This window comes from Alistipes sp. ZOR0009, assembly GCF_000798815.1.
Lineage (GTDB): Bacteria > Bacteroidota > Bacteroidia > Bacteroidales > ZOR0009 > Acetobacteroides.
This window is the reverse complement of sequence record NZ_JTLD01000015.1, coordinates 1-20,872: the sequence shown is the minus strand read 5'-3', so window position 1 is coordinate 20,872 and position 20,872 is coordinate 1. Positions and strand designations below refer to the sequence as shown.

Genomic DNA, 20,872 nt, shown 5'->3' with positions numbered 1-20,872 from the left:
AGTTTTTGCTAAATTTGTTCCACTAATTTGATGAATATATAAAACGAAATAGCTACAATGGAGAACAACGAGAATTTGGAATACGGCGGAACTTATGAGGCGGCTGTAGCCAGAAGCCTTAAATTGGAGCAGGATATCATTGCCAATCCATTAAAATATAGAGTTCTAACAGGAGATCGTCCAACAGGGAAACTACATATAGGTCATCTTTTTGGCTCGCTACAAAATCGCGTTAGGTTGCAAAAGTTAGGAGTTCCAACTTTTATAGTTATTGCTGACTATCAAGTCCTAACTGATAGAAATACATTCGAACAAATATCCGATAATGTTAAGCAGCTGACGATAGATTACCTCGCTGCTGGATTAGACCCTGAAAATGGCCGTACAGTCATTTTTCCACATAGCCATGTTCCGGAGCTGAATCAGCTTCTACTCCCCTTCCTTACGCTTGTTTCTAATGCAGAGCTAAATAGAAATCCTACCGTAAAGGAAGAAATCCAAGCGTCTGGTCAAAAAAGTATTAATGCAGGAATGTACACGTACCCAGTACATCAGGCTGCTGATATCCTTTTTTGTAAAGGAAATGTTGTGCCTGTAGGCAAAGACCAACTACCTCATCTTGAATTGACTCGCACCATTGCCCGACGTTTTAACGATCGTTTTGCTGGTGGCGAAACTATTTTCCCTGAACCACAACCACTTCTAAGTAATGCCCCTATGATTTTGGGCCTTGATGGTTCACAAAAGATGAGCAAGAGCCGCAATAACGCCATTATGCTATCTTCTACAGAAGATGAAACAGCACAGCTAATCAAAAGGGCAAAAACCGATGCTGAGCGCTTAATTACCTACGAACCAGAACGCAGACCTGAAGTGGCAAATCTTCTGATGCTCCTTTCGTTATCGACAGGAGAAACACCCGAAATACTTGCCGAAAAAATAGGAGAAGGTGGTGGCGGCATGCTAAAAAAAATGCTTACAGAAAGTATAAACGACTTTTTACGGCCTCATCGTGAAAAGCGTAAACAGCTGGAAGCAGATCCCGAGTACATCCGTGCTGTGCTACGCCACGGAATAAGCCAAGCTCGCGAAGTTGCCAGCCAAACGCTAGCAGAAGTGCGAAAAGCAATGAATATGGAAATCTAACACGTTCCAACTGTAAAGGCCTGTAAATACAGGCCTTTATTGCAAAAGGGCGGGAAATTCCCGCCCCAATAAATACCCTAAAACATCCCATTAAACTAATCACTTTCCGAATAGTTAAAGTAGAAACCATTTAAACTGAAAGACTGCATTTCAGCTTCTCTTTAAATCTTCCACATAACTTCCCTTATAAAACGAATATGCAGGGGTTTAGTTTAAAAAAAACTATTAAAGTTCATCACCTTAAACAAAATGGCTAAAATAAAATTCCCCCAACGTTAGAACTTCAACGCTGGGGGAATTTTTATTTTAATCTAATACTACTTGCAGGTACACTCTGGTTTTCCACCTCCATCTCCTGTAAAATCTTGCCCACATCGCCGCATAATTCTATTGGGTCGATGCTCTATGTTAAGAGGAATTCTATCAACATACACATTACTAGTATCTAAACCTAACGCCTTCCAATCTGGGATGCTAATCTTTCTAATTAGGTTGTAAACCTGCATCACAAATTTCTGGTGGTTATTAAACTCATGTACGTTATTTACAATTCGATCAATAAAGATATACTTAAAATCTCCCATGATATTGTGGCTTCTCAACGATTGATAGCGGCTCAAAATATCAACTTCGTTATTTTTTACCATATCCTCAATTACCTGCCTAAAGTAAACCCCAATCTTTGGTTCAACCTTAAAACCTAACCGCAAATCAATTTTGTATATCTTGCCTGTATCGAATGTATTAACCTTATATTCAAAGACATTCGGCTCATCAAGAACATCTACATGTAGAAACCAGTATACATCGGCCCTTTTAGGCTGCTTGTTTATGATGGAGTAGATAATCTTAGACTCTATTTCATCCACATTGTTTGCACGAGTAATGTAAACCAAGTGAGTAGCATGCTTCGGAATACTTTTATCCAACGATATATCATGAAGCATCGGGATGTATGGCTTAAGCTTGATGAATTGCAAGAAGCTATTCTTGATCTTACGCCCATTATACCAAACATACATTATGGTAATAAAAACTAAGGCCATCAATACGGAAAACCAACCTCCATGCATAAATTTGGTGACATTAGCAATGAAGAACGTTCCCTCAATCGTAAGAAATACAGCAAGGAAAGTCCATATGAAAATGGGATTTACCTTCTTATATCGAAGCCACATCGACATCAAAAGCGTAGTTGAAAGCATTGTAATGGTAATAGCCAAGCCATACGCTGCCTCCATATTGCTGGAACTCCTAAAATAAAGTACCACAAAAAGACAAAAAGCCCATAGCATCCAGTTAATAGAAGGAACGTAAACCTGCCCTTTAACATCTGAAGGATAGCGCAGCTTTTGACGAGGCCAAAAACGTAATGATATTGCCTCGCTAATAAGCGTAAAAGATCCGCTAATTAAGGCCTGACTTGCGATAACCGCTGCTGAGGTAGAGATTATGATACCAGGAATAATAAACCAGCTGGGCATCAACGAGTAGAAAATACTAGATACCTTGTTAAATTTTTCAGGATGCTCAAGAACCCAAGCACCTTGTCCCATGTAGTTTAAGATCAGCGTAATTTTAACAAAAATCCAAGAATATCGGATATTCTTTGCTCCTACGTGCCCCAAATCTGAGTACAATGCCTCCGCCCCTGTAGTTGCTAAAAATACAGCTCCCATCAAAATTATGGCTCCAGGATAATCACGAAGTAGCACGTAGCCGTAGTAAGGATTCAACGACTTTAAAATAGCCGGATGATGAACGACCTGCGTTAAGCCTAAAATGGCCAGCATCATAAACCAACCAAACATGATTGGTCCAAAAGATCGTCCAAGAAATTTAGTTCCAAACTGCTGAAGCATAAATAAGCTGGTAATAATTCCAATCACAATTGGAATTACGGGAAGATCTGGATTTACGACAGAAAGCCCTTCAACAGATGTAGTAACAGTAATAGCCGGAGTTATTATACCATCTGCAAGTAGCGCACTACCTCCTATCAATGCTAAAAGATAAGCTTTAGGAGCTCTGCGACGAATTAGTGCAAATAAAGAAAAAATACCTCCTTCCCCCTTATTGTCTGCTTTTAATGTAAAAGTAACGTACTTTATGGTTGTTAGTATGGTTAATGTCCAGATAACCAACGAAACAGCGCCATAAATATACTCTGGTTTTAGTACACTTAACCCACTGGTGATGGCTTTAAAAGTGTACAATGGCGATGTTCCGATATCGCCATAAACAATACCTAGCGTAATAATTAACCCCGAAAGCGAAAGCTTAAGACCATGATTGCCGTGTGAGCCCATATATGCTTTTCAATGTAAAAAATAAAAGTTTTTTTGTGTTTGTGTGCTTTAAATTCAACTTTTGATTACAAATTCAAATGCCTCAAATCAAAGGCAAAAAACGTGGCAAATGTAATAGCATTACCGTCTCATTATTCTCCTAAAATTAAAAAAAGTATAAAATTTTTAGATTTTATTATTCCATCAACAATAAAACAAAAAAGTCCAGAGAAAGCTCTCCGGACTTTAATTATGTAAGCTAAGTTAAACTACTTCAACTGTGCAATTTGAGCTTCGAGTGCGACAATTTTTGCTTCGGCATCGGCCTGCTTCTTACGTTCGCCATTAACGACTGCTTCTGGAGCACTATTTACAAACTTCTCGTTTGATAGCTTCTTCATAACCGAATTAAGGAAACCTTTGGTATACTCAAGTTCTGCTGAAAGCTTCTTTAACTCCTCTTCCACGTCAAGTTTATCGCCTAGCGGCACAAAAAACTCAGTGGTTTTTACAAGGAACGAAGATGCTCCATCAACCTTAACATCCGTAACCTTTACCTCCGTTAGGTTGCCCAACTTAACAATTAGGCTGATTACAGCAGGGTTCATCTCTCCATTGTAAAACAGCTCAAGGCTATCCTTTTGTGGGATATTCTTATCTTTACGGATTGTACGAAGGTTAGCAATTACCTCCTTGGCAAACTCAACATCGGCAATTAGCTGCTCGTTGTACTCACCAGCTGTAGGCATCTGTGCCATCATGATGCTTTCGCCATCCTTACGCTCTGTGAAATAGTGCCAAATCTCCTCGGTGATGAATGGCATAAACGGATGAAGCAGTTTAAGCATCTTATCAAAGATCTCAAGTGTAGCCTTGTAGGTCTTGGCATCAATTGGCGAACCGTAAGCAGGTTTAACCAGCTCTAGGTACCAAGCCGAAAACTCGTCCCAGAATAACTTGTACACCTGCATTAAAGCTTCCGAAATGCGGAAGTTGGCGAACTGCTCATCAATTTCCTTAATGCTTCTACTTAGTAAGCTATTAAACCACTCAACTGTAACTTTTGCAGATTCTGGCTGAGCGATGTTGGCGTCAACATTCCATCCTTGAACAAGGCGGAACGCATTCCATATCTTGTTTCCGAAGTTACGTCCTTGCTCTGGCATCGAATCGTCGTATGGCAGGTCGTTACCCGCTGGCGACGAAAGCAGCATTCCAAGGCGAACGCCATCGGCTCCATATTTCGCAATAAGATCGAGCGGATCGGGCGAGTTACCCAACGACTTCGACATCTTACGGCCTAACTTATCGCGAACGATACCTGTTAGATAAACGTTTTTGAACGGCATCTTACCCTCCCACTCGTATCCTGCAATAATCATACGGGCTACCCAGAAGAATAGGATTTCGGGTGCAGTTACAAGATCATTGGTTGGATAGTAGTATTTTATATCAGCATTCTCAGGATCGGTCAATCCATCAAAAACGGAAATTGGCCATAGCCATGAAGAGAACCAAGTGTCAAGCACATCCTCATCCTGACGAAGATCTGCCATGGTAAGGTTGGCATTTCCACTCTTAGCCTTTGCCAATTCAAGCACTTCTGCTTCTGTTTCGGCAACCACATATCCACCTTGAGGAAGGTAGTAAGCAGGGATACGATGCCCCCACCAAAGCTGACGCGACACACACCAATCCTTCACATTCTCCATCCAGTGGCGATAAGTATTCTTGAACTTCGCAGGGTGAAGAACAATTTCATCATTCATAACGGCATCAAGTGCAGGCTTAGCGAGCTGTTCCATCTTTAGAAACCACTGCATCGAAAGCTTAGGTTCGATAACCGCATCAGTACGCTCGGAGTACCCTACCTTGTTGGTATAGTCTTCCACCTTTTCCATAAGGCCTGCAGCCTCTAGATCTGTAGCAATCTGCTTACGAACGTCAAAACGATCTTGCCCAACATAAAGTACGCCCTTTTCGTTGATGGTTCCGTTGTCGTTAAAGATATCAATAACCTCTAAGTTAAACTTTTCACCAAGCATGTAGTCGTTTACATCGTGAGCAGGCGTAACCTTAAGCGCACCTGTACCAAATTCGATATCGACGTACTCATCTTCAATAATTGGAATTGCACGGTTTACCAGCGGAACAATCACCTTTTTCCCTTTTAAATGGGAAAAACGAGGATCATTAGGGTTAACGCACACGGCAGTATCCCCCAAAATTGTTTCTGGACGAGTTGTTGCAACTACAATATAGCTATCATCCCCTTCTATAAAATAGCGTAGGTAGTATAGCTTGCTTTGAACCTCCTTGTAGATTACCTCCTCGTCAGATAGTGCTGTTTGTGCCGAAGGATCCCAGTTTACCATGCGAACGCCGCGGTAAATAAGCCCCTTATTATATAGGTCTACGAATACCTTTAGAACGCTTTCCGAAAGCTTTGGGTCCATGGTGAAACGGGTACGATCCCAGTCGCACGAAGCGCCCAGCTTCTTAAGCTGCTCTAGAATAATACCACCATGCTTTTCTTTCCATTCCCATGCATGCTCTAAAAACGCTTCGCGGGTAAGGCTCGACTTCTCGATGCCCTCTGCACGAAGTTTTGCCACCACCTTTGCCTCGGTAGCAATAGATGCATGGTCGGTTCCTGGTACCCAGCACGCATTCTTACCCATCATACGGGCACGACGGACCAGTACATCCTGAATGGTATTGTTAAGCATATGTCCCATATGTAACACTCCTGTTACGTTTGGGGGAGGGATGACCACTGTATAAGGCTCTCTTTCATCAGGAACTGAACGGAAGAAGCCCTTATCCATCCAGTACTTATACCATTTATCCTCTGTTTCAGACGGATTGTACTTTGCTGGGATTTCCATAAAACTTTTAAATTATCTTTTATTAATCGGAAGTCGCAAATATAGTAAAAATAGAGTTTTAGCCAGTACAATTAGCCTTGATTGGCTCATGAGATTGCTGAAAAGAAGTTAAATAAATCGACAAAAATCACACATTTAAATACGAATGAAACACTTAATAATTAATGAAAAGCAGCAGTATCCACCACCTCCAAATACTTTCATATAAAAAACATGGACGCAACGATTGTGTCCATGTTCTTTATAAAATCAAAAGAGTCTCTCTTTCGTTCTGTCGTTAAGTTTATTTAAAAATAAGCCACCACAGCCTATCCTTTATACTTTTTAAATACAGTTGTAGACGTATGGCCTCCAAATCCAAATGTATTATTGAGCGCTACCAATACTTCTCGCTCGCACGATTGAAGTGGCGTAAAGTTTAACTTCGAGCTGATGGCTGGATCAACCTCATTCAAGTTTATCGTTGGAGGTATTACTCCATCCGCAATTGATTTAATACAGGCTATAGCTTCTATAGCTCCTGCAGCACCTAGTAAATGGCCAGTCATCGATTTTGTGGCGCTAACATTTATTTTATCTAAGGATTCCTTAAATACCTGTTCTATCGCCTTACATTCGCTAATATCACCGACAGGCGTCGACGTTGCATGCGCATTAATGTAGGTTACATCACTTGGAGTCAAACCAGCATCAGCCAACGCTCCCTCCATTGCCAATATTGCTCCTAATCCTTCCGGATGAGTTGCAGCCACATGGTAAGCATCAGAAGCGGCTCCGTATCCTACCAGCTCGCAGTAGATTTTGGCTCCCCTTTTTAGCGCATGCTCCAGCTCCTCAATCATCAGCACGCCAGAACCCTCTCCTGCAACAAAACCATCACGCGAGGCATCAAATGGGCGCGAAGCGGCTTTTGGTACATCATTCGAAGTAGACAACGCCTTCATCGAATTAAAACCGCCAATTGCAGATGGTGTTATGGAAGCCTCAGAACCTCCTGCAATGATAATATTTGCCCTTCCCATTCGTATAAGGTCTAGAGCTGTTCCTATGGCATTGTTAGATGCGGCGCAGGCCGATGAGACTGCATAGCTAATACCGTGTAGCCCATAGCGAATTGATATTTGACCTGCGGCAATATTGGATATCATCTTGGTGATAAAGAATGGATTAAATCGTGGATTCTCCTTACTTTCACCGTAGTTTAGCACTTCATCCTCAAATGTTTGAATGCCACCTATTCCTGTTGCTAGGATAACCCCAACTCTATTTAAATCGCACTCGTTAAGATTCAACCCCGAATCTTTAATGCATTCATCAGCAGCAGCAATGGCATATTGAGTATATAGGTCAGTTTTTCGCACCTCCCCTTTTTCAAAATATTGCAAAGGATCAAAATTCTTAACCTCACAGGCAAACTTTGTTTTATGATGCGATGCGTCGAATTTAGTAATTGGGGCAGCACCACTTTTCCCACCAACCAAATTTTTCCAAAATTCACCAACACAATTACCTAACGGAGTAACTGCTCCTAATCCTGTAATTACGGCTCTTCTCATATTTGCTTGTTTTTGTTTCAAATGAAAACGCCCGTTTACCCACTATCTGTAGGCCCCTGACGCAATTATATTATGGTTTTAGGTCATCAAGTATTGACTGACAAAAACTTTTATAATCAACCTTTTCAACGATACCCGACAGCTGCAAGCTGGCCACCAAACTCGAAAAGATAGTCAACGCCTTGCTTGTCGGGTCGTCATTGTAGTTGAACATATTCTTGGCCCTTCCGCTATCTAAAAGTTCGGTAAGCCACTTTAAAATAATATCAATCATACGCTTTAACTCCTGCTTCGTAGTATCGCTTAGCGTACTATAGTCAGGACTTAGCGAGCCGACTAGGCACTTTTTTTGCTCGCGGTAGCTTTTTACATAAATCTTAATAAAAGAATCAAGCTGCTGCCACTCGTCAAACTTACGGCTATGCATGTTATCTACCATCTCCTCGAACCTCTGAATATTGGTTTTTACAATGCTGGTGCCCAAATTCTCTTTGGATGGAAAGTAGTAGTGAACGGCTGCATTTTTTATGCCCAACTCAGACGAAATATCCTGATAACTAAAGGCGTTATACCCCTTAGTACGGATAAGATTTTCGCCTAACTCCAATATTTTTTCTCTTGTTACAGACATATTTCTTATTTCATAACGATTCAAATATACTTACTAATAAGTAAGGAGCAAGTTTTATTTGAACTTTTTTAGTGAAACCTTCAAAAAACAGCTCGTTTTATTGGTGCAAATCATCTTCCAACCTTGCATTATGCCTTAATTTTAACTTACTTTGATTATTCCCTAGGATAACTATTAAATAAGCAATTCTAAATATAGCATCTCTAGATTTCAGAAGATACCTACTTACTAGCTATTCTAGGCCTAAAATCTAACCCAATAAATACGCTATATGACAAAAAGAATTATTGCAACACTCTGCTGCTTAAGCTGCTTTTCGGCACAAGCTCAGATTGATGTACTGAAACAAAAAGCGTCAGCGGACAGCCTTCGTAAAACGCTAACATTTCTTGCAGCCGACAGCCTAAAGGGACGTGCAACAGGAAGTCAAGAGCAGCAAGTTGCAGCCAACTTCATTGCAAAACACTTCATGCAACTTGAACTCAGCGGAGCATCTAACGATAAAAACACGCCTTACTACAACTCTTTCGACTTAATAAGTTCCAGCTTCCCCACCGGATATAAAATTCGAATAAAAGAAAGCAACCTAGAAATTTCGCCCTATACCGAAATGCATATCGTATCAACCAAAAATATTACCAATCTAAGTTTCACCCCTTACTTAGGTAGCGTAGATAGCATTAAATCGAATGGTGTAAAAGTAGTTGTCAGCACGTCTCTCGACAGTGCAATTGCCCAAACATCCAGAAGCATCAAGGAGCATCCCTCCATTCAACGCTTTATGCTAATCCTAAACAAGGAGCAATACAAGGCCTATAATAAAGAACGCTTAAGCCTTCTTTTCTCTAGAGCAGCACTTCGCAGAAAAGAAAGCGATACGCTACTACTTGGCTGGTATAAAGAGGCAATTTCTCTGAATCAGAATATTTGCTACGCAAAAGCACTTTCGTTTGTTAGAAAAAATCCGAACGTAACTCTGTTTATATCCAACGAACAGGTGCTAAAACACCTTTTCAGCGACACTACTTTAACCATTAGCAACGCTTACAACACCACCGAGGTAGGAAAAGAATTTGTAGTTGACGGAACTGCCCATTCTGACATGATTCGCTTCAGAAAGGTATCAAACGTAGTTGCGAAGATGGAGGGTACTACTAAAAAGGATGAGGTAATATTTATCAGCGCGCACTTCGACCATATTGGCATTCAAAGTAAAAAAAAGAAAGAAGAGGCTAAAGCCGATTCCATTTGCAACGGTGCCGACGATAATGGTTCTGGAACATCAGCCATAATGGAAGTGGCAAGGCTTTTTGCAGAGGCCAAAAAGCAAGGCTTTCAACCGCAGCGAACCATCATTTTTACAGCATTTACAGGAGAAGAAGCGGGGCTACTTGGCTCTAAAGCAATGCTAGAAAATCCAATTGCACCTCTCGATAAAATAAAGGCAAATGTAAACCTTGATATGGTAGGAAGAACCGATTCTGAGCATACAGAATGGGACATGTACGCCTATACTATTCCCCTTGGCGACTCCTTAACTCAGCAAAAACATATTAAAAAAGCCGCAAAAATGGCCAAAATAGATTTATCAGTAGATCTGAACGACCACGACCGAGAGCTTTGGAAAAATGGTTCGGATCATGCACCCTTTGTCCAAAAAGGAATCCCTGCTATTGCCATTACAACAGGCATGCACCCCGACTACCATAAACCAACTGATGAAGTTGATAAGATTAACTTTAAAAGATTAGAACGGATTGCCACCTTTACCTACTACCTCGTTTGGGAGTTGGCTAACTCTAATTAATGCCAATAGTAGCAATCAGCATATTCAAGTATTACATCCACCAACCAAAGATTTTGATTACTAAATATGCAGCAAAACCAAGAGGTCTTAATCCTCTTTAAAACATATAGCATGAAATTATCAAAGTTCACAAAATTATTGACTACCATAGCTACTCTGCTATGTACAGAAGGGTACGGGCAGATATCCCCCGAAGAAAAGGGATTAAACGTAATTAGTAAAGACGGCTCTCAGGCTATCCTAACCTACCTTTCGTCGGATTGGATGGAGGGACGAGAAATATCATCCAAAGGGCACGCCAATGCGGCTGACTACTTATCCAGCATGTTTCAGCTGTATGGTTTACAGCCTATAGAAAAACTTTACGACCCTTTTGCTGCAATCGAAAATATGCAATATCCCAAAAACCGCTACTTCCAGAATTTTGGGCTACTGCTGCTAGATAAATCCAACGAGCAAACGCTAGTAATTACAGGCAAACAGGGGGCTGCTAGTATTGTGGAAAACTTCAAATTCAATACCGATTTTACAACCAGCGATTTTATAGGCCATCCTTTTCGCTCCATGTCGATAACCGCCCCCATCGTTTTTGTAGGGTACGGACTAACCGATACAAAGAATGGCTACGACGATTATAAGGGAATTGATGTAAAAGGGAAGGTTGTACTTCGCCTTAGAGGATATCCAGGACATAACGACACAACATCCATTGGCTATAAGAAGTTTAAGGTAGAAAGAAGCAATCCGTATCAGTATATGAACTTTGAATTCGATAAGAACCGATATGCTTTAGAGCATGGCGCTGTGGGTTGTCTCGAAGTAAATACGTTGAACGAATCATTAATCTACCAGGCTAGTAACATTTTTAGGTATAACCTAGGCCCCTACGAGAGCGACACCAACCCTGAAAACGAGGTTAACTTTCTAAAAATGATTATTCCTCTTAAAGACACGATGGAAAAAGCTCTGGCAGGTTTTACTATCAGCCAAAGAGTAGCCAACGCATTACTAGCAGCTAGCAATTTTAGCATTCTACATTTCGAAAACAGCGTAAAAAACAGCCTTAAACCAGCTTCCTTCGAGATTAAAGAGCAGCAGGTTAACTTAGCCACAAAAGCCTGCTGGCAGCTTATTGGTTGCAAGAACATTCTAGGAGTAATTAAGGGAGAAGATACCAACCAAGTAGTCGTAGTTGGCGCTCACTACGACCATATTGGAAAATATAAAGGGATTATCTATAATGGCGCCGACGATAACGCTTCGGGGGTTGCTGCCCTACTAGAAATAGCCAAAGCCTGCCGTGCAACGGGTATAAAGCCAAAGCACACCATTGTATTTGCCGCTTGGGATGCCGAAGAAGAGGGAATGTTTGGATCTCGACACTTCTTAAAGAATCCTCTATTCAATAAGATTATTGCCAACGTAAACTTCGATATGATCTCGCGTAATCCGGCAAAAGATGCCAAAGGAACCTACTGCAAAGTAACTTATACTGCTCCGATGGAGTATTTAAAAAGCAACACAGAGCGATTTATAAACCAGCATGGCTTAAACCTTCAGGTTGAATACGAAACAGACTCTAAGCCATCTATCGGAACCGACTCCGACAGTTTTGCTGAAAAAAACATTCCGGTACTCAGCTTCGAAACAGGACGTCACCCCGACTACCACAAACCTTCGGATGAGGCTAGCAAATGCAACCTTACTAAGATGACCGATATTATACGCCTTGGTTTTCTTAGCGTTTGGGAAATTGCCAACAAGTAGCTCTTAGAGACATAAAAAAAGTATAGCCGCCCAAATGGACGGCTATACTTTTATCTTTATCGCTAATCGGTATCTACTTAACCAACATCCCATATAGGTAAATATTTTCCACCTTATAGGGCTGCTCCCTAACGTAGTAGCTGCTAACCAAAGCAACACCACCCGGAATATCTATTTGGAAAAGGAGCTGCTGCTTTTCTGTTAGCAGCTTTTCATCGTTCTCCAGAACTTCCCTTAGGCCACCCCCCGCTTTTGCAAGCTGAACTTTAAGGAGCGAATCCTTATTTGCGCTAAAGATTTTCTTACTATCACGGTAGATATCTAGGTTCGCCCCCTCCGATTTGTAGTAATTCCCATTTTTAGAGTAAGCCTCCAGCTGTACGAATGTTTTATAACCCTCCACGTTAAATTCAGATTTCAAATTCTCCAAACCTCGTACCCGATTGCTTTTATCCGCAAACTTCGTAGCCATGGCAAAATTTTGTTCCGTAAGAACAGCCTTTAGCTGGTACGAATCCACCACGCCAAGATTCTTTTTCATATACTCGGCATCAGCCTGGAAGTAGATGTAATCAAAAGAGGAAACAATGGTACTAACCAGCTTTCTGTTTTCGGGCGTACTGGCTAACGGCTTAAACCTAACAGTGCTATCCAGCTTAGCGTAACCGAGCGTACGTAGGGCGGTCTCTAATCGATGCTGCTGCGATTTTATCCCCAACGTCTTGGCCGACATAAAAGGTATGTAGGTAAACGCCGATAGCAGCACTACGATGCCCAACGATAGGTACAGGTATCGTCCCAGCTTATTGCTGATAAGCACCAACGATGAAACCGTTAAAAACACCCCACCAAGCAGCAGGTAGATGCGATCGTCGGTAAAGCCATACTCGTTTACGCGGTAGATGGTTCCGATCCAGAAAAGCACCAAAGCAGGCAGCACAAATAGCGGCAAGTTACGGTACAGCTTAACGAAATACTCCTTAGCCAACAGGTACGAAACCATCTTAAGCAGGTAGGCCGCAATACCAAAACCAAACACCATATAAGCTACATTGCCTTTGGGAAGTTCCCACTGAATGGCCACCTTAACAAAGTAGGCATAGAAAATGAGCATGTAGATGATGATAGCAGGCGTAAGAATATAGTTGAAAAGAATTTCGGTAAGGTTATTTTTAAGCTTCAACCTTAAGCTATTGTCGTTAAAGGCCAAAAATAGTATAGGGAAGAAGCCTGCCCAAACAAATAAGGCGATATACTCTATACTCGTTCCGCTACTTTGTAGATCGAACAGGTAGCTTAAGCTAAGCTCTATCGAAACAGCAAGCAGAAATACGAGCCCTGATACGATACCTGCAAATAGTAGCGCCACAACATTGTTAAGCACGTTCTCGGCAAAGCGCTCGTTATCCGTATAGGTTGGAAACGAAAGGTACGCCAGCGCAACACAGCCCAACGCCACCACGTAGTAGCTATCGCTAGGCTTAACATCAAAAAATATGAGGATGGCCAGCAGCAGCAGCGAAGCTACGTAGTAGGCCCAGCGCTTGGGGCTACCAGCCGTTAGCTTGCTAGCTATGTTGGCCAACAAAAAGAGTATAGGGTAGTAAAACAGGCGGTAGTCGCCGTACTTCGAGGTGTAAATGTTGACCATCCCAATACCAACAGCCACTAAGGCCAATATACACTCCATCGGATTAGCCTTCACGGCATTTGTAAGCGCTTGGGCTACTTTTGCTATCCTCTGCTTCATCATTGTTGCTACATTTTAAGTGAGAAGTAACCGTTAAATATAACTTTTTATGGGTTAAAAGCGTATTCTCAAGCAGCTTTTAAAATTCGTACTACACCATCGTACCCTTTAGGGCAATACCTTTAACTTAAACATATAACTCTCCTTACTACTGAAATATTTACCTCTTACATGCCAACAATTACCTAACGTTCTAATAAAAAGTAAATCTATTCGTAAGTTAATAGCATTTCTTTAGGGTTCGGGATAACGGCTGCTATTTTTCAGAAGCTCATACCATAAAAAAAGCGTAGGCAATGCCTACGCCTTTTTAATTATCTAACCCTAACTTACTTTACAAATTTAGCCTCAAGGGTAATTGGCACTGCGCTTAATGCCTTCGAAATGGGGCAACCTGCTTTGGCTACGTTTGCCAGTTCTATGAATTTTTCCTCGCTCATGCCCGAAACCTTTCCGGTAACCTTTAGCGTAATTCCTGTTATGCTAAAGCCGCCTTCACCCTGATCGAAGTTAACCGCCGCATCGGTTACAAGCTCATCAGCAGTAAATCCGGCACCTGCAATTTGAAAGCTTAAAGCCATAGTAAAACAGCCAGCATGTGCTGCAGCAACTAGCTCCTCAGGGTTAGTCCCAGATTTACCATCTTCATCTTTAAAGCGTGCTGCGAAGCTGTAAGGGGTGCTATTTAAGACTCCACTTGTAGAGGTTAATACTCCTTTTCCTTCTAATCCATTACCATTCCATTTGGCTGATGCTTTGCGTTTCATTCTTTTGAGTTTTTTTATTGTTTCTTATGTAGAAATACTACAATGTTTTTCTATTCTAAGACCTATTCAATAGGTGCAGTATGTAAACAATGCTACAAAAAAAAGTTCAATTGTATAGTATGGAGGAATCAAAATTCGGGCTTAACCATTAATATTCAGCATAAAAAAATTGAAATATTTTACTCCTATGCACTTTTTAGAATCGGTTGGATTCCAATTTTGCTACCGCTGCAAGCACTTAATGACTCTCCAAGCGAATGTTTTTCATTAAGTCAACGACATCTATTGGTAGGGTATATCCATTATGCTAATAATCCGTTTACATTTCAAGCACCTCCCCCTACAGCCTAACGGAGATTAATACTATCTTCGGCATCAACATTTAGTACCTCTAATTACATTTACTAAACCTTCTACCATGAAATCATTCTACAAAGTAGTAAGCATTGCGACATCCGCCCTATTTGTCTACCTCTTTACCCAGCTATTCTTCTTCTCCGACTCCTTTGTCCTTGACTTAGGCTTAGAGCCGTCTGCCACAACGCTGGTGTTAGCCCGCAGAACATCGATGTTTATGCTGGGAATAGCCATTTTGATGCTTACGCTCCGAAATCTCCCCTCCTCAAAAGTTCGTCAGGCTGTTTGCCTATCGGTTGGGGCTACGATGCTGGGGCTGGCCTGTATGGGAACCTACGAGCTGCTTAAAGGCAGCGTAAACAGTTCTATCCTTGTAGCCATTGCAATAGAGTCTGTTTTGTGGATTTCGTACGCCATAGTTGCCGTAATGGATCAAAAGCAGCAAGTATAAAATACCGCGATAGGCAAAAAACAAAATAGCCGCCCCAAAGGACGGCTATTATCGTATATCGAAAGCCTGTAAAGGATTATGGCTTCTGCCTTTGGGCCCACTCCAGCCTACGGGCATCGGGTAGCGGCTTCACCTCAAATCCCTCGAAGGTTGCCTCAAAGCCTTCGCCATCGGGCGACGCCCCCATTAGCCCAACCATAACCGGACAACGATCCTGCAGCCAGCAGGTGCGAAGCATCGTATAGCGCTTATCGTCGTACGAGTACGAAACCTCTACAGCATCGAGCCTGCGTACCGCCTTTATCCATATAGATTTGGGAGCCTTATCCAGCTCTACCACGCTCCAGTCGCTGGTGGTATGGGTAACTACGGTGCTTACGTTTTGCTTTCCGTTAACGAACTCCACCCCCGCTTTTATCCAGTTCTGATGGTCGATGCGCAGCATCAGCCCCATTTGGTCGAAGGTGGTTTTGTAGCTGCCGGTAATTTTAACCTTGGCCTCGAACTCGCCGCCATATAGGGCGTAGTAAAAGGGCGCATCGTCTACCGTAAAGCCGTAATGCGATATGCGCCAGTAGTCGGTTTGACTTGGCACCTGCATCACAAAGGTACCGGCATCCTTTACCTCCCACTTCGACGGCTCGTTAAACCAGCTCATCTTAGCCAGCGTTTGCGCGTCCAAATTGTTAAATGCTGCTCCCCAGATGCACGCGGCACCTGCCAGTAAAAACTTCTTCATACACCTCTCCTCTTTTTTTTCGGATTATCTTTGGCAAAGAAAAGGCGCTGCCGGCATCCGGGCAATGCTGAAAAATAACCATATTTTGCCCATCCATGGACGTAATCAGAGAGCTCGAAGCGTGCTTCAACCATCAAACTTTTGAGAAATGCACCGACGAAAAGCAGGTGGTAGCACAATGCCTGCAGGTGGTAAAAGCCTACGCCACCGTAGAGCAGTGCGTAGCCGTTATGTCGGACCTTGCCGCCGACAGAAGCTACATCTGCGCAGGCTCGTTTGGCCGCTTCTTTGGCCTGCACGATGTAGGCCTAGAGCCCAAGGTTATCGACTCCATTTGGGAGGATGAAATCTACCAGCAGATACACCCCGACGACCTTTTTGAGCGCCACCTGCTCGAGCTGCGCTTCTTCGAGTTTCTTAAAAGCCTACCGCCGCACGAGCGCCTTAAGTACAGCACCTCGTGCCTAATACGGGCATCCAACAGCCAGCACCAGTGGCAGCACGTTAGGCACCGAACCCTTTACCTGCGCAGCACCCCCAACAACAGCCTGTGGCTGGCGCTCTGCCTCTACAGTCCAGGCGGTAGCCATGCGCCGCAGCACGGAATTGGTGCGGCCATCGTAAACAACGAAACGGGCGATGCCCTAGCCGTAGAGCAGTACCAAGGCTGCCCGCAGCTGCTTACCCAGCGCGAGCGCCAGGTGCTGCAGCACGTAAGCCAGGGGCTGCTCAGCAAGGAAATCTCCCAGAAGATGTGCATCAGCCTAAACACCGTCAACCGCCACCGCCAGAACATCCTCGAAAAGCTAAACGTGAAAAACTCAACAGAGGCCGTAAAGGTGGCCTTAGCTATGGGGATTTTTTAGTTACTATTTCTTTATAAAATTATTATTTAACAAACACCATCAATTATAAAAACTTACTGAATGATATAAGTATTTACTTTTGCAGTTCAACTAAAATTTAACTATACAGATATTATGAATTTAGATACTATTGAAAAGACAGATTTATGGTATGACACACTCAAATGTGATGATGGAGCACCTAATGAAGAATTAAGAACACACTTAAGAGATGAATTCTTAAAAACACGAGACAAAGTCAGCTGTATTGTTGAAAAGATTTACAAAGACTTTCCAAATTTAACCCTTCATGATATAACTCATTTAGATGCTCTATGGCGAGTTGGAGACATTATTGCAGGAAAAGATTTTCTAAAAAATCCTCTTGAAGGGTTTATATGGGGATGTGCTGTTTTATTCCACGATATAGCACTATGCTACGATGCTTATAAAGGAGGAAAAGATGGAATACGAGAACTATCAGAATGGAAAGAAGCATTAACAATATACAAGTACAATAACCCTCAAATAAAAAACGAAGAAGATTGTTATGACGCTATAGATTTCATTGTAATAAGAAATTTACATGCATCAAAAGCAATCGATCTTATCACTCAAGAATGGACAGGGGATAACAGCGAAAGTTTCTATTTAATAGAAGACGTAAGACTTCGTAAGCAATACGGTAGAACCATTGCAGATATCGCAGCAAGCCATCATTGGAGCATTGAAGATGTTGAGTATAAATTAGCATCACAAATTTCCCCATTTCATCCTTATCCACAAGAATGGTCTATTAATCCACAAAAAATTGCGTGTTTACTTAGGTGTGCTGACGCTGCGCACCTTGATAATGGGCGCACTCCTGATTACTTATTTGCCCTTCTAAAGAGAGATAATGACTCGTACAAGTACTGGAGTGCTCAAAGCAATTTACCACAAGTTACAATTGACAATACAGACCCAAGCAGAAAAACACTGCTATTTATAACACCAAATCCATTTGAAGAAAAAGATGAAGCAGCTTGGTGGGTTGCTTACGATGCAGTCATTGTTGTTTCAAAAGAAATTTCTTCCTGTAATAATTTACTCAAAGAAAACGGATTTAAAGTCAAGAAAGTTGCAGGATCTAATTCACCTAAAGACTTATTACGTTATATACCAACAAAAAATTGGACACCGAGTCTTACAAATATTAATATCAGCGACATTAGTACCCTAATAAAGAAATTAGGAGGAGAACAGCTATATGGTAGCGCTGGTGATCCTTTTAGTATACCACTAAGAGAGTTAATACAAAATGGTAGAGATGCTATTGTCGCTAAAAGATTTCTTGAACCTAGTTTTGAGGGTAAAATTAATATACGAGTTGAAGAAAAGGATTCAGAAACTTGGATTATTGTAGAGGATAATGGTGTTGGAATGTCTGAAAGGGTACTTACAGAAACCTTACTCGACTTTGGAACCAGCTTATGGTATTCTTCATTAGTAACAAAAGAATTTCCTGGATTAATATCTAATGGATTTAAATCTAAAGGCAGATATGGTATAGGCTTTTTCTCTGTTTTTATGATTGCCAGTGAAGTTATTGTTACAAGTAAACCTTGGGAAAAAGGAAGGTCAGATGCAATACAACTTCACTTTAGAAATGGTCTCTCATTGCGTCCTCTTAGAAGAGAAGGGCCAACAGACGACTTTAATTCATCAATCTCTACTCAAATAAAAATCAAACTAAAACCCGACAATGAGTATTTTGAGAATGGTCATTATATCAAATCCAAAATTCAAATAAATAATGATCCTCAATTTAGCATACCGTTTCAAGTTTATATTTCTGTAATAGCAACTGGGTTAGATGTTGATGTCTTTACACAATTGAATTCAAATCCATATGAACTTGCTCATCAAAATATAGAATCTGAATCTTTTGATAAAGTAAAATGGATTAAAGACATATCTTTTATTGATTATAGAGAAGCGAGTAAAGAGAACAATAGTTTTGTAGATAAAATAACTCAGTTTTTAAGACCTATAAAAGAACAGGATAAGGTACTTGGTTATGCTGCAATTTCAACCATTCAAAATCGACATGATTGGTTTATTTCATTCCCTACCGTAGATGGGCTTTCTAGCACTGTGTTTGGAAGAGAAAACAATCCTAGTATTGTTGGGTATATTGATAGGTATCCAGAAAAGGCAACTAGAGAAGGATACAATAATAAACCTACGAATGAAACACTTAAAAAGTGGGCAGAAGAGCAACTTAAATTATTACAGCACGAATCATTAACCAACGAAGAAAGAGGATACTTATCGGAAAACTTATCTTTTTTTAATGTTGATCCTTCGTCAATTGCAATAATACCTGTATGTATAGAAGGAAAAGAATATGACTTTACTTTCGATGAAATCGCAGAACTATTATCGAGTAAAGAAATAGCATTTATAAAGGATTCTAGTAGTAAAAACATTGACCTTACCACATTTACGGAGGTAAAACAACATGAACAATATGCTTTTATAGCTTCTAAGTATACTGCATCTAGCGAATTTGTCACTCCATATTATTGGGCATTAAATGAAGAGTATCTACCAATAAATCCAAATTCTCTTATGGGATGCTTACATAGAGCAGCCATAAAAAAAGGATTCAACCCAATTTGGAAAACAGAAGAAAATGTAGTAAGGTTTAAAGATGGACGAATTTGGAATTTAATAATCCTTTCTATTAAAAATTAATTATAAAACACAAAATAGCCGCCCCAAAAGGACGGCTATTCGAGTTTCTTTAAAGGGTGTTACGATTAAAATCAGCCAGCTTAGCAGCGCATCAGGCTAGGGTTTACTCTCCTTGTTTGTTTCGCCCTTTGCCTCGTTCTGCTCGAACTTTGTGTTATAGGCGGTGATGCTTCTGCCCAAGGCTTCGAGCTTCGGATTTTCATCCTCCATCATCTTCACCTCCAGGTAGCTCATCAGCTTGCGCACGGCCTGCTCGAATTCCCTGCGCGAGTCCGAAGCCGACTCTACCGCATCGTGCGCCGCCTTGTCCTCCACGCTAAGCGTGTAGGAGCGCTCAAACTTACCTTCTACCGTATCCAGCTTTGTCACCTTCGATTCCATCCGCATAACGGCCACCGATGGCGCATACTCTGCAGATTTGATCTCGGACAAAAACTTACTGATGCTTGCCGTTTTCTTGGCGTACGACAGCCACAGAAAATCAGCCCCAAAATGGTCTAAGAGCGAATCGATCCGCTTAGCAGCCGCCACTTCTTCCTCCTCGTCGGAGTGAAGGTAGCCGGTTACCAGCTTCCGGATTGCCTTAAACACTTGGACTCGTTCGGCATCGAGCTCCTGGAGCTCCTGCGTGTACGCATTCTTACGAGCCTTCTTAAAGCCTTGCTCCATCCGGGCATACGCTTCCTTAGCGGCCAGGTAGGGCTTTGATGTTAGCAGCTCAGGTACTCCTGCATTGGCAAAGTACCCAATAATCTCCTTACCATACGCAAATAGCGAGTCGATAAGGAGTGACGTTAACGAAATTAGTAGCTTCATTAAATTTTATTTTAAATTAAACTTCAGCTGAATATCGCCTATTCCACTGCTACAAAAAGAAATATCGATGGGATAGCTTGGTAGCTTACCTACTCCATTTGCCTTTTCGCTTTGCGCCATCTACACGTAACCAGCCCCGTGGCCGATTTTACCGCACTGCACCGCATTAATGCCGTACAGCACCCCTCTAAGCTATATTTTAAGGCGTTAAACCAGCAGGTTGCCGCATACATGCCTCCTCGAAGCTGCAGGAGCCAGCTACTGAGCCTCGGTCTTAGCTCCCGGAAAACCTGTGGGCTTTCCCGAGCCTCAGTTTTAGCTCCCG

General features: G+C 41.7%; 14 protein-coding genes. 6 read left to right on the top strand and 8 right to left on the bottom strand.

Annotated features, from left to right (window positions below):
• Positions 1 to 57 precede the first annotated feature (57 nt).
• A complete protein-coding gene (trpS, locus tag L990_RS05100) occupies positions 58 to 1,146 on the top strand; it encodes a tryptophan--tRNA ligase (RefSeq protein ID WP_047446202.1) in 1,089 nt (362 codons plus the stop codon).
• Between the two features lie 317 nt (positions 1,147 to 1,463).
• Here the strand turns inward: trpS and L990_RS05095 are convergent, their stop codons facing one another.
• The 4 genes from L990_RS05095 to L990_RS05080 all read right to left on the bottom strand — a co-directional run bounded on the left by L990_RS05095 (position 1,464) and on the right by L990_RS05080 (position 8,509).
• A complete protein-coding gene (locus tag L990_RS05095; RefSeq protein WP_052180755.1) occupies positions 1,464 to 3,455 on the bottom strand; it encodes a KUP/HAK/KT family potassium transporter in 1,992 nt (663 codons plus the stop codon).
• 248 nt (positions 3,456 to 3,703) lie between these two features.
• Positions 3,704 to 6,322 (bottom strand): valine--tRNA ligase, encoded by a 2,619-nt coding sequence (locus tag L990_RS05090; RefSeq protein ID WP_047446200.1) that lies wholly within the window; start codon positions 6,320 to 6,322, stop codon positions 3,704 to 3,706.
• Positions 6,323 to 6,630: 308 nt separating this feature from the next.
• On the bottom strand, positions 6,631 to 7,878 hold the full coding sequence (gene fabF / locus L990_RS05085; protein ID WP_047446198.1) for a beta-ketoacyl-ACP synthase II: 1,248 nt from the start codon (positions 7,876 to 7,878) through the stop codon (positions 6,631 to 6,633).
• 70 nt (positions 7,879 to 7,948) lie between these two features.
• Entirely contained in the window at positions 7,949 to 8,509 is a 561-nt protein-coding gene (locus tag L990_RS05080) for a TetR/AcrR family transcriptional regulator (protein ID WP_047446196.1), read from the bottom strand.
• 271 nt (positions 8,510 to 8,780) lie between these two features.
• Between L990_RS05080 and L990_RS19110 the strand changes: the two genes are divergently transcribed.
• Both L990_RS19110 and L990_RS19105 read left to right on the top strand, forming a co-directional pair.
• Entirely contained in the window at positions 8,781 to 10,316 is a 1,536-nt protein-coding gene (locus L990_RS19110; RefSeq protein ID WP_052180754.1) for a M28 family metallopeptidase, read from the top strand.
• A 111-nt stretch (positions 10,317 to 10,427) separates the two neighbouring features.
• A complete protein-coding gene (locus tag L990_RS19105) occupies positions 10,428 to 12,083 on the top strand; it encodes a M20/M25/M40 family metallo-hydrolase (RefSeq protein ID WP_197057238.1) in 1,656 nt (551 codons plus the stop codon).
• Positions 12,084 to 12,156: 73 nt separating this feature from the next.
• On the opposite strand, the gene L990_RS05065 is transcribed toward L990_RS19105, so the two are convergent.
• Complete coding sequence (locus L990_RS05065; RefSeq protein ID WP_081981601.1) at positions 12,157 to 13,836, bottom strand: DUF4153 domain-containing protein; 1,680 nt, start codon at positions 13,834 to 13,836, stop codon at positions 12,157 to 12,159.
• Positions 13,837 to 14,162: 326 nt separating this feature from the next.
• Positions 14,163 to 14,600: an OsmC family protein gene (locus L990_RS05060; RefSeq protein ID WP_047446193.1), complete on the bottom strand. Its 438-nt coding sequence runs from the start codon at positions 14,598 to 14,600 to the stop codon at positions 14,163 to 14,165.
• A 418-nt stretch (positions 14,601 to 15,018) separates the two neighbouring features.
• On the opposite strand from L990_RS05060, the gene L990_RS05055 reads away from it, so the two are divergent.
• Positions 15,019 to 15,408 (top strand): hypothetical protein, encoded by a 390-nt coding sequence (locus L990_RS05055; RefSeq protein WP_047446191.1) that lies wholly within the window; start codon positions 15,019 to 15,021, stop codon positions 15,406 to 15,408.
• A 76-nt stretch (positions 15,409 to 15,484) separates the two neighbouring features.
• Here L990_RS05055 and L990_RS05050 read toward each other — a convergent pair whose 3' ends face one another.
• Positions 15,485 to 16,066 carry a DUF1349 domain-containing protein gene (locus L990_RS05050; protein ID WP_231562248.1) on the bottom strand — a complete coding sequence of 194 codons (582 nt, stop codon included), beginning with the start codon at positions 16,064 to 16,066 and terminating at the stop codon, positions 15,485 to 15,487.
• A 176-nt stretch (positions 16,067 to 16,242) separates the two neighbouring features.
• Between L990_RS05050 and L990_RS05045 the strand changes: the two genes are divergently transcribed.
• Both L990_RS05045 and L990_RS05040 read left to right on the top strand, forming a co-directional pair.
• A complete protein-coding gene (locus L990_RS05045; RefSeq protein ID WP_047446187.1) occupies positions 16,243 to 17,013 on the top strand; it encodes a helix-turn-helix transcriptional regulator in 771 nt (256 codons plus the stop codon).
• A gap of 114 nt (positions 17,014 to 17,127) precedes the next feature.
• A complete protein-coding gene (locus tag L990_RS05040) occupies positions 17,128 to 19,731 on the top strand; it encodes an ATP-binding protein (RefSeq protein WP_052180752.1) in 2,604 nt (867 codons plus the stop codon).
• 96 nt (positions 19,732 to 19,827) lie between these two features.
• On the opposite strand, the gene L990_RS05035 is transcribed toward L990_RS05040, so the two are convergent.
• Positions 19,828 to 20,547 carry a DUF6261 family protein gene (locus L990_RS05035; RefSeq protein WP_047446185.1) on the bottom strand — a complete coding sequence of 240 codons (720 nt, stop codon included), beginning with the start codon at positions 20,545 to 20,547 and terminating at the stop codon, positions 19,828 to 19,830.
• Between the last annotated feature and the right edge of the window lie 325 nt (positions 20,548 to 20,872).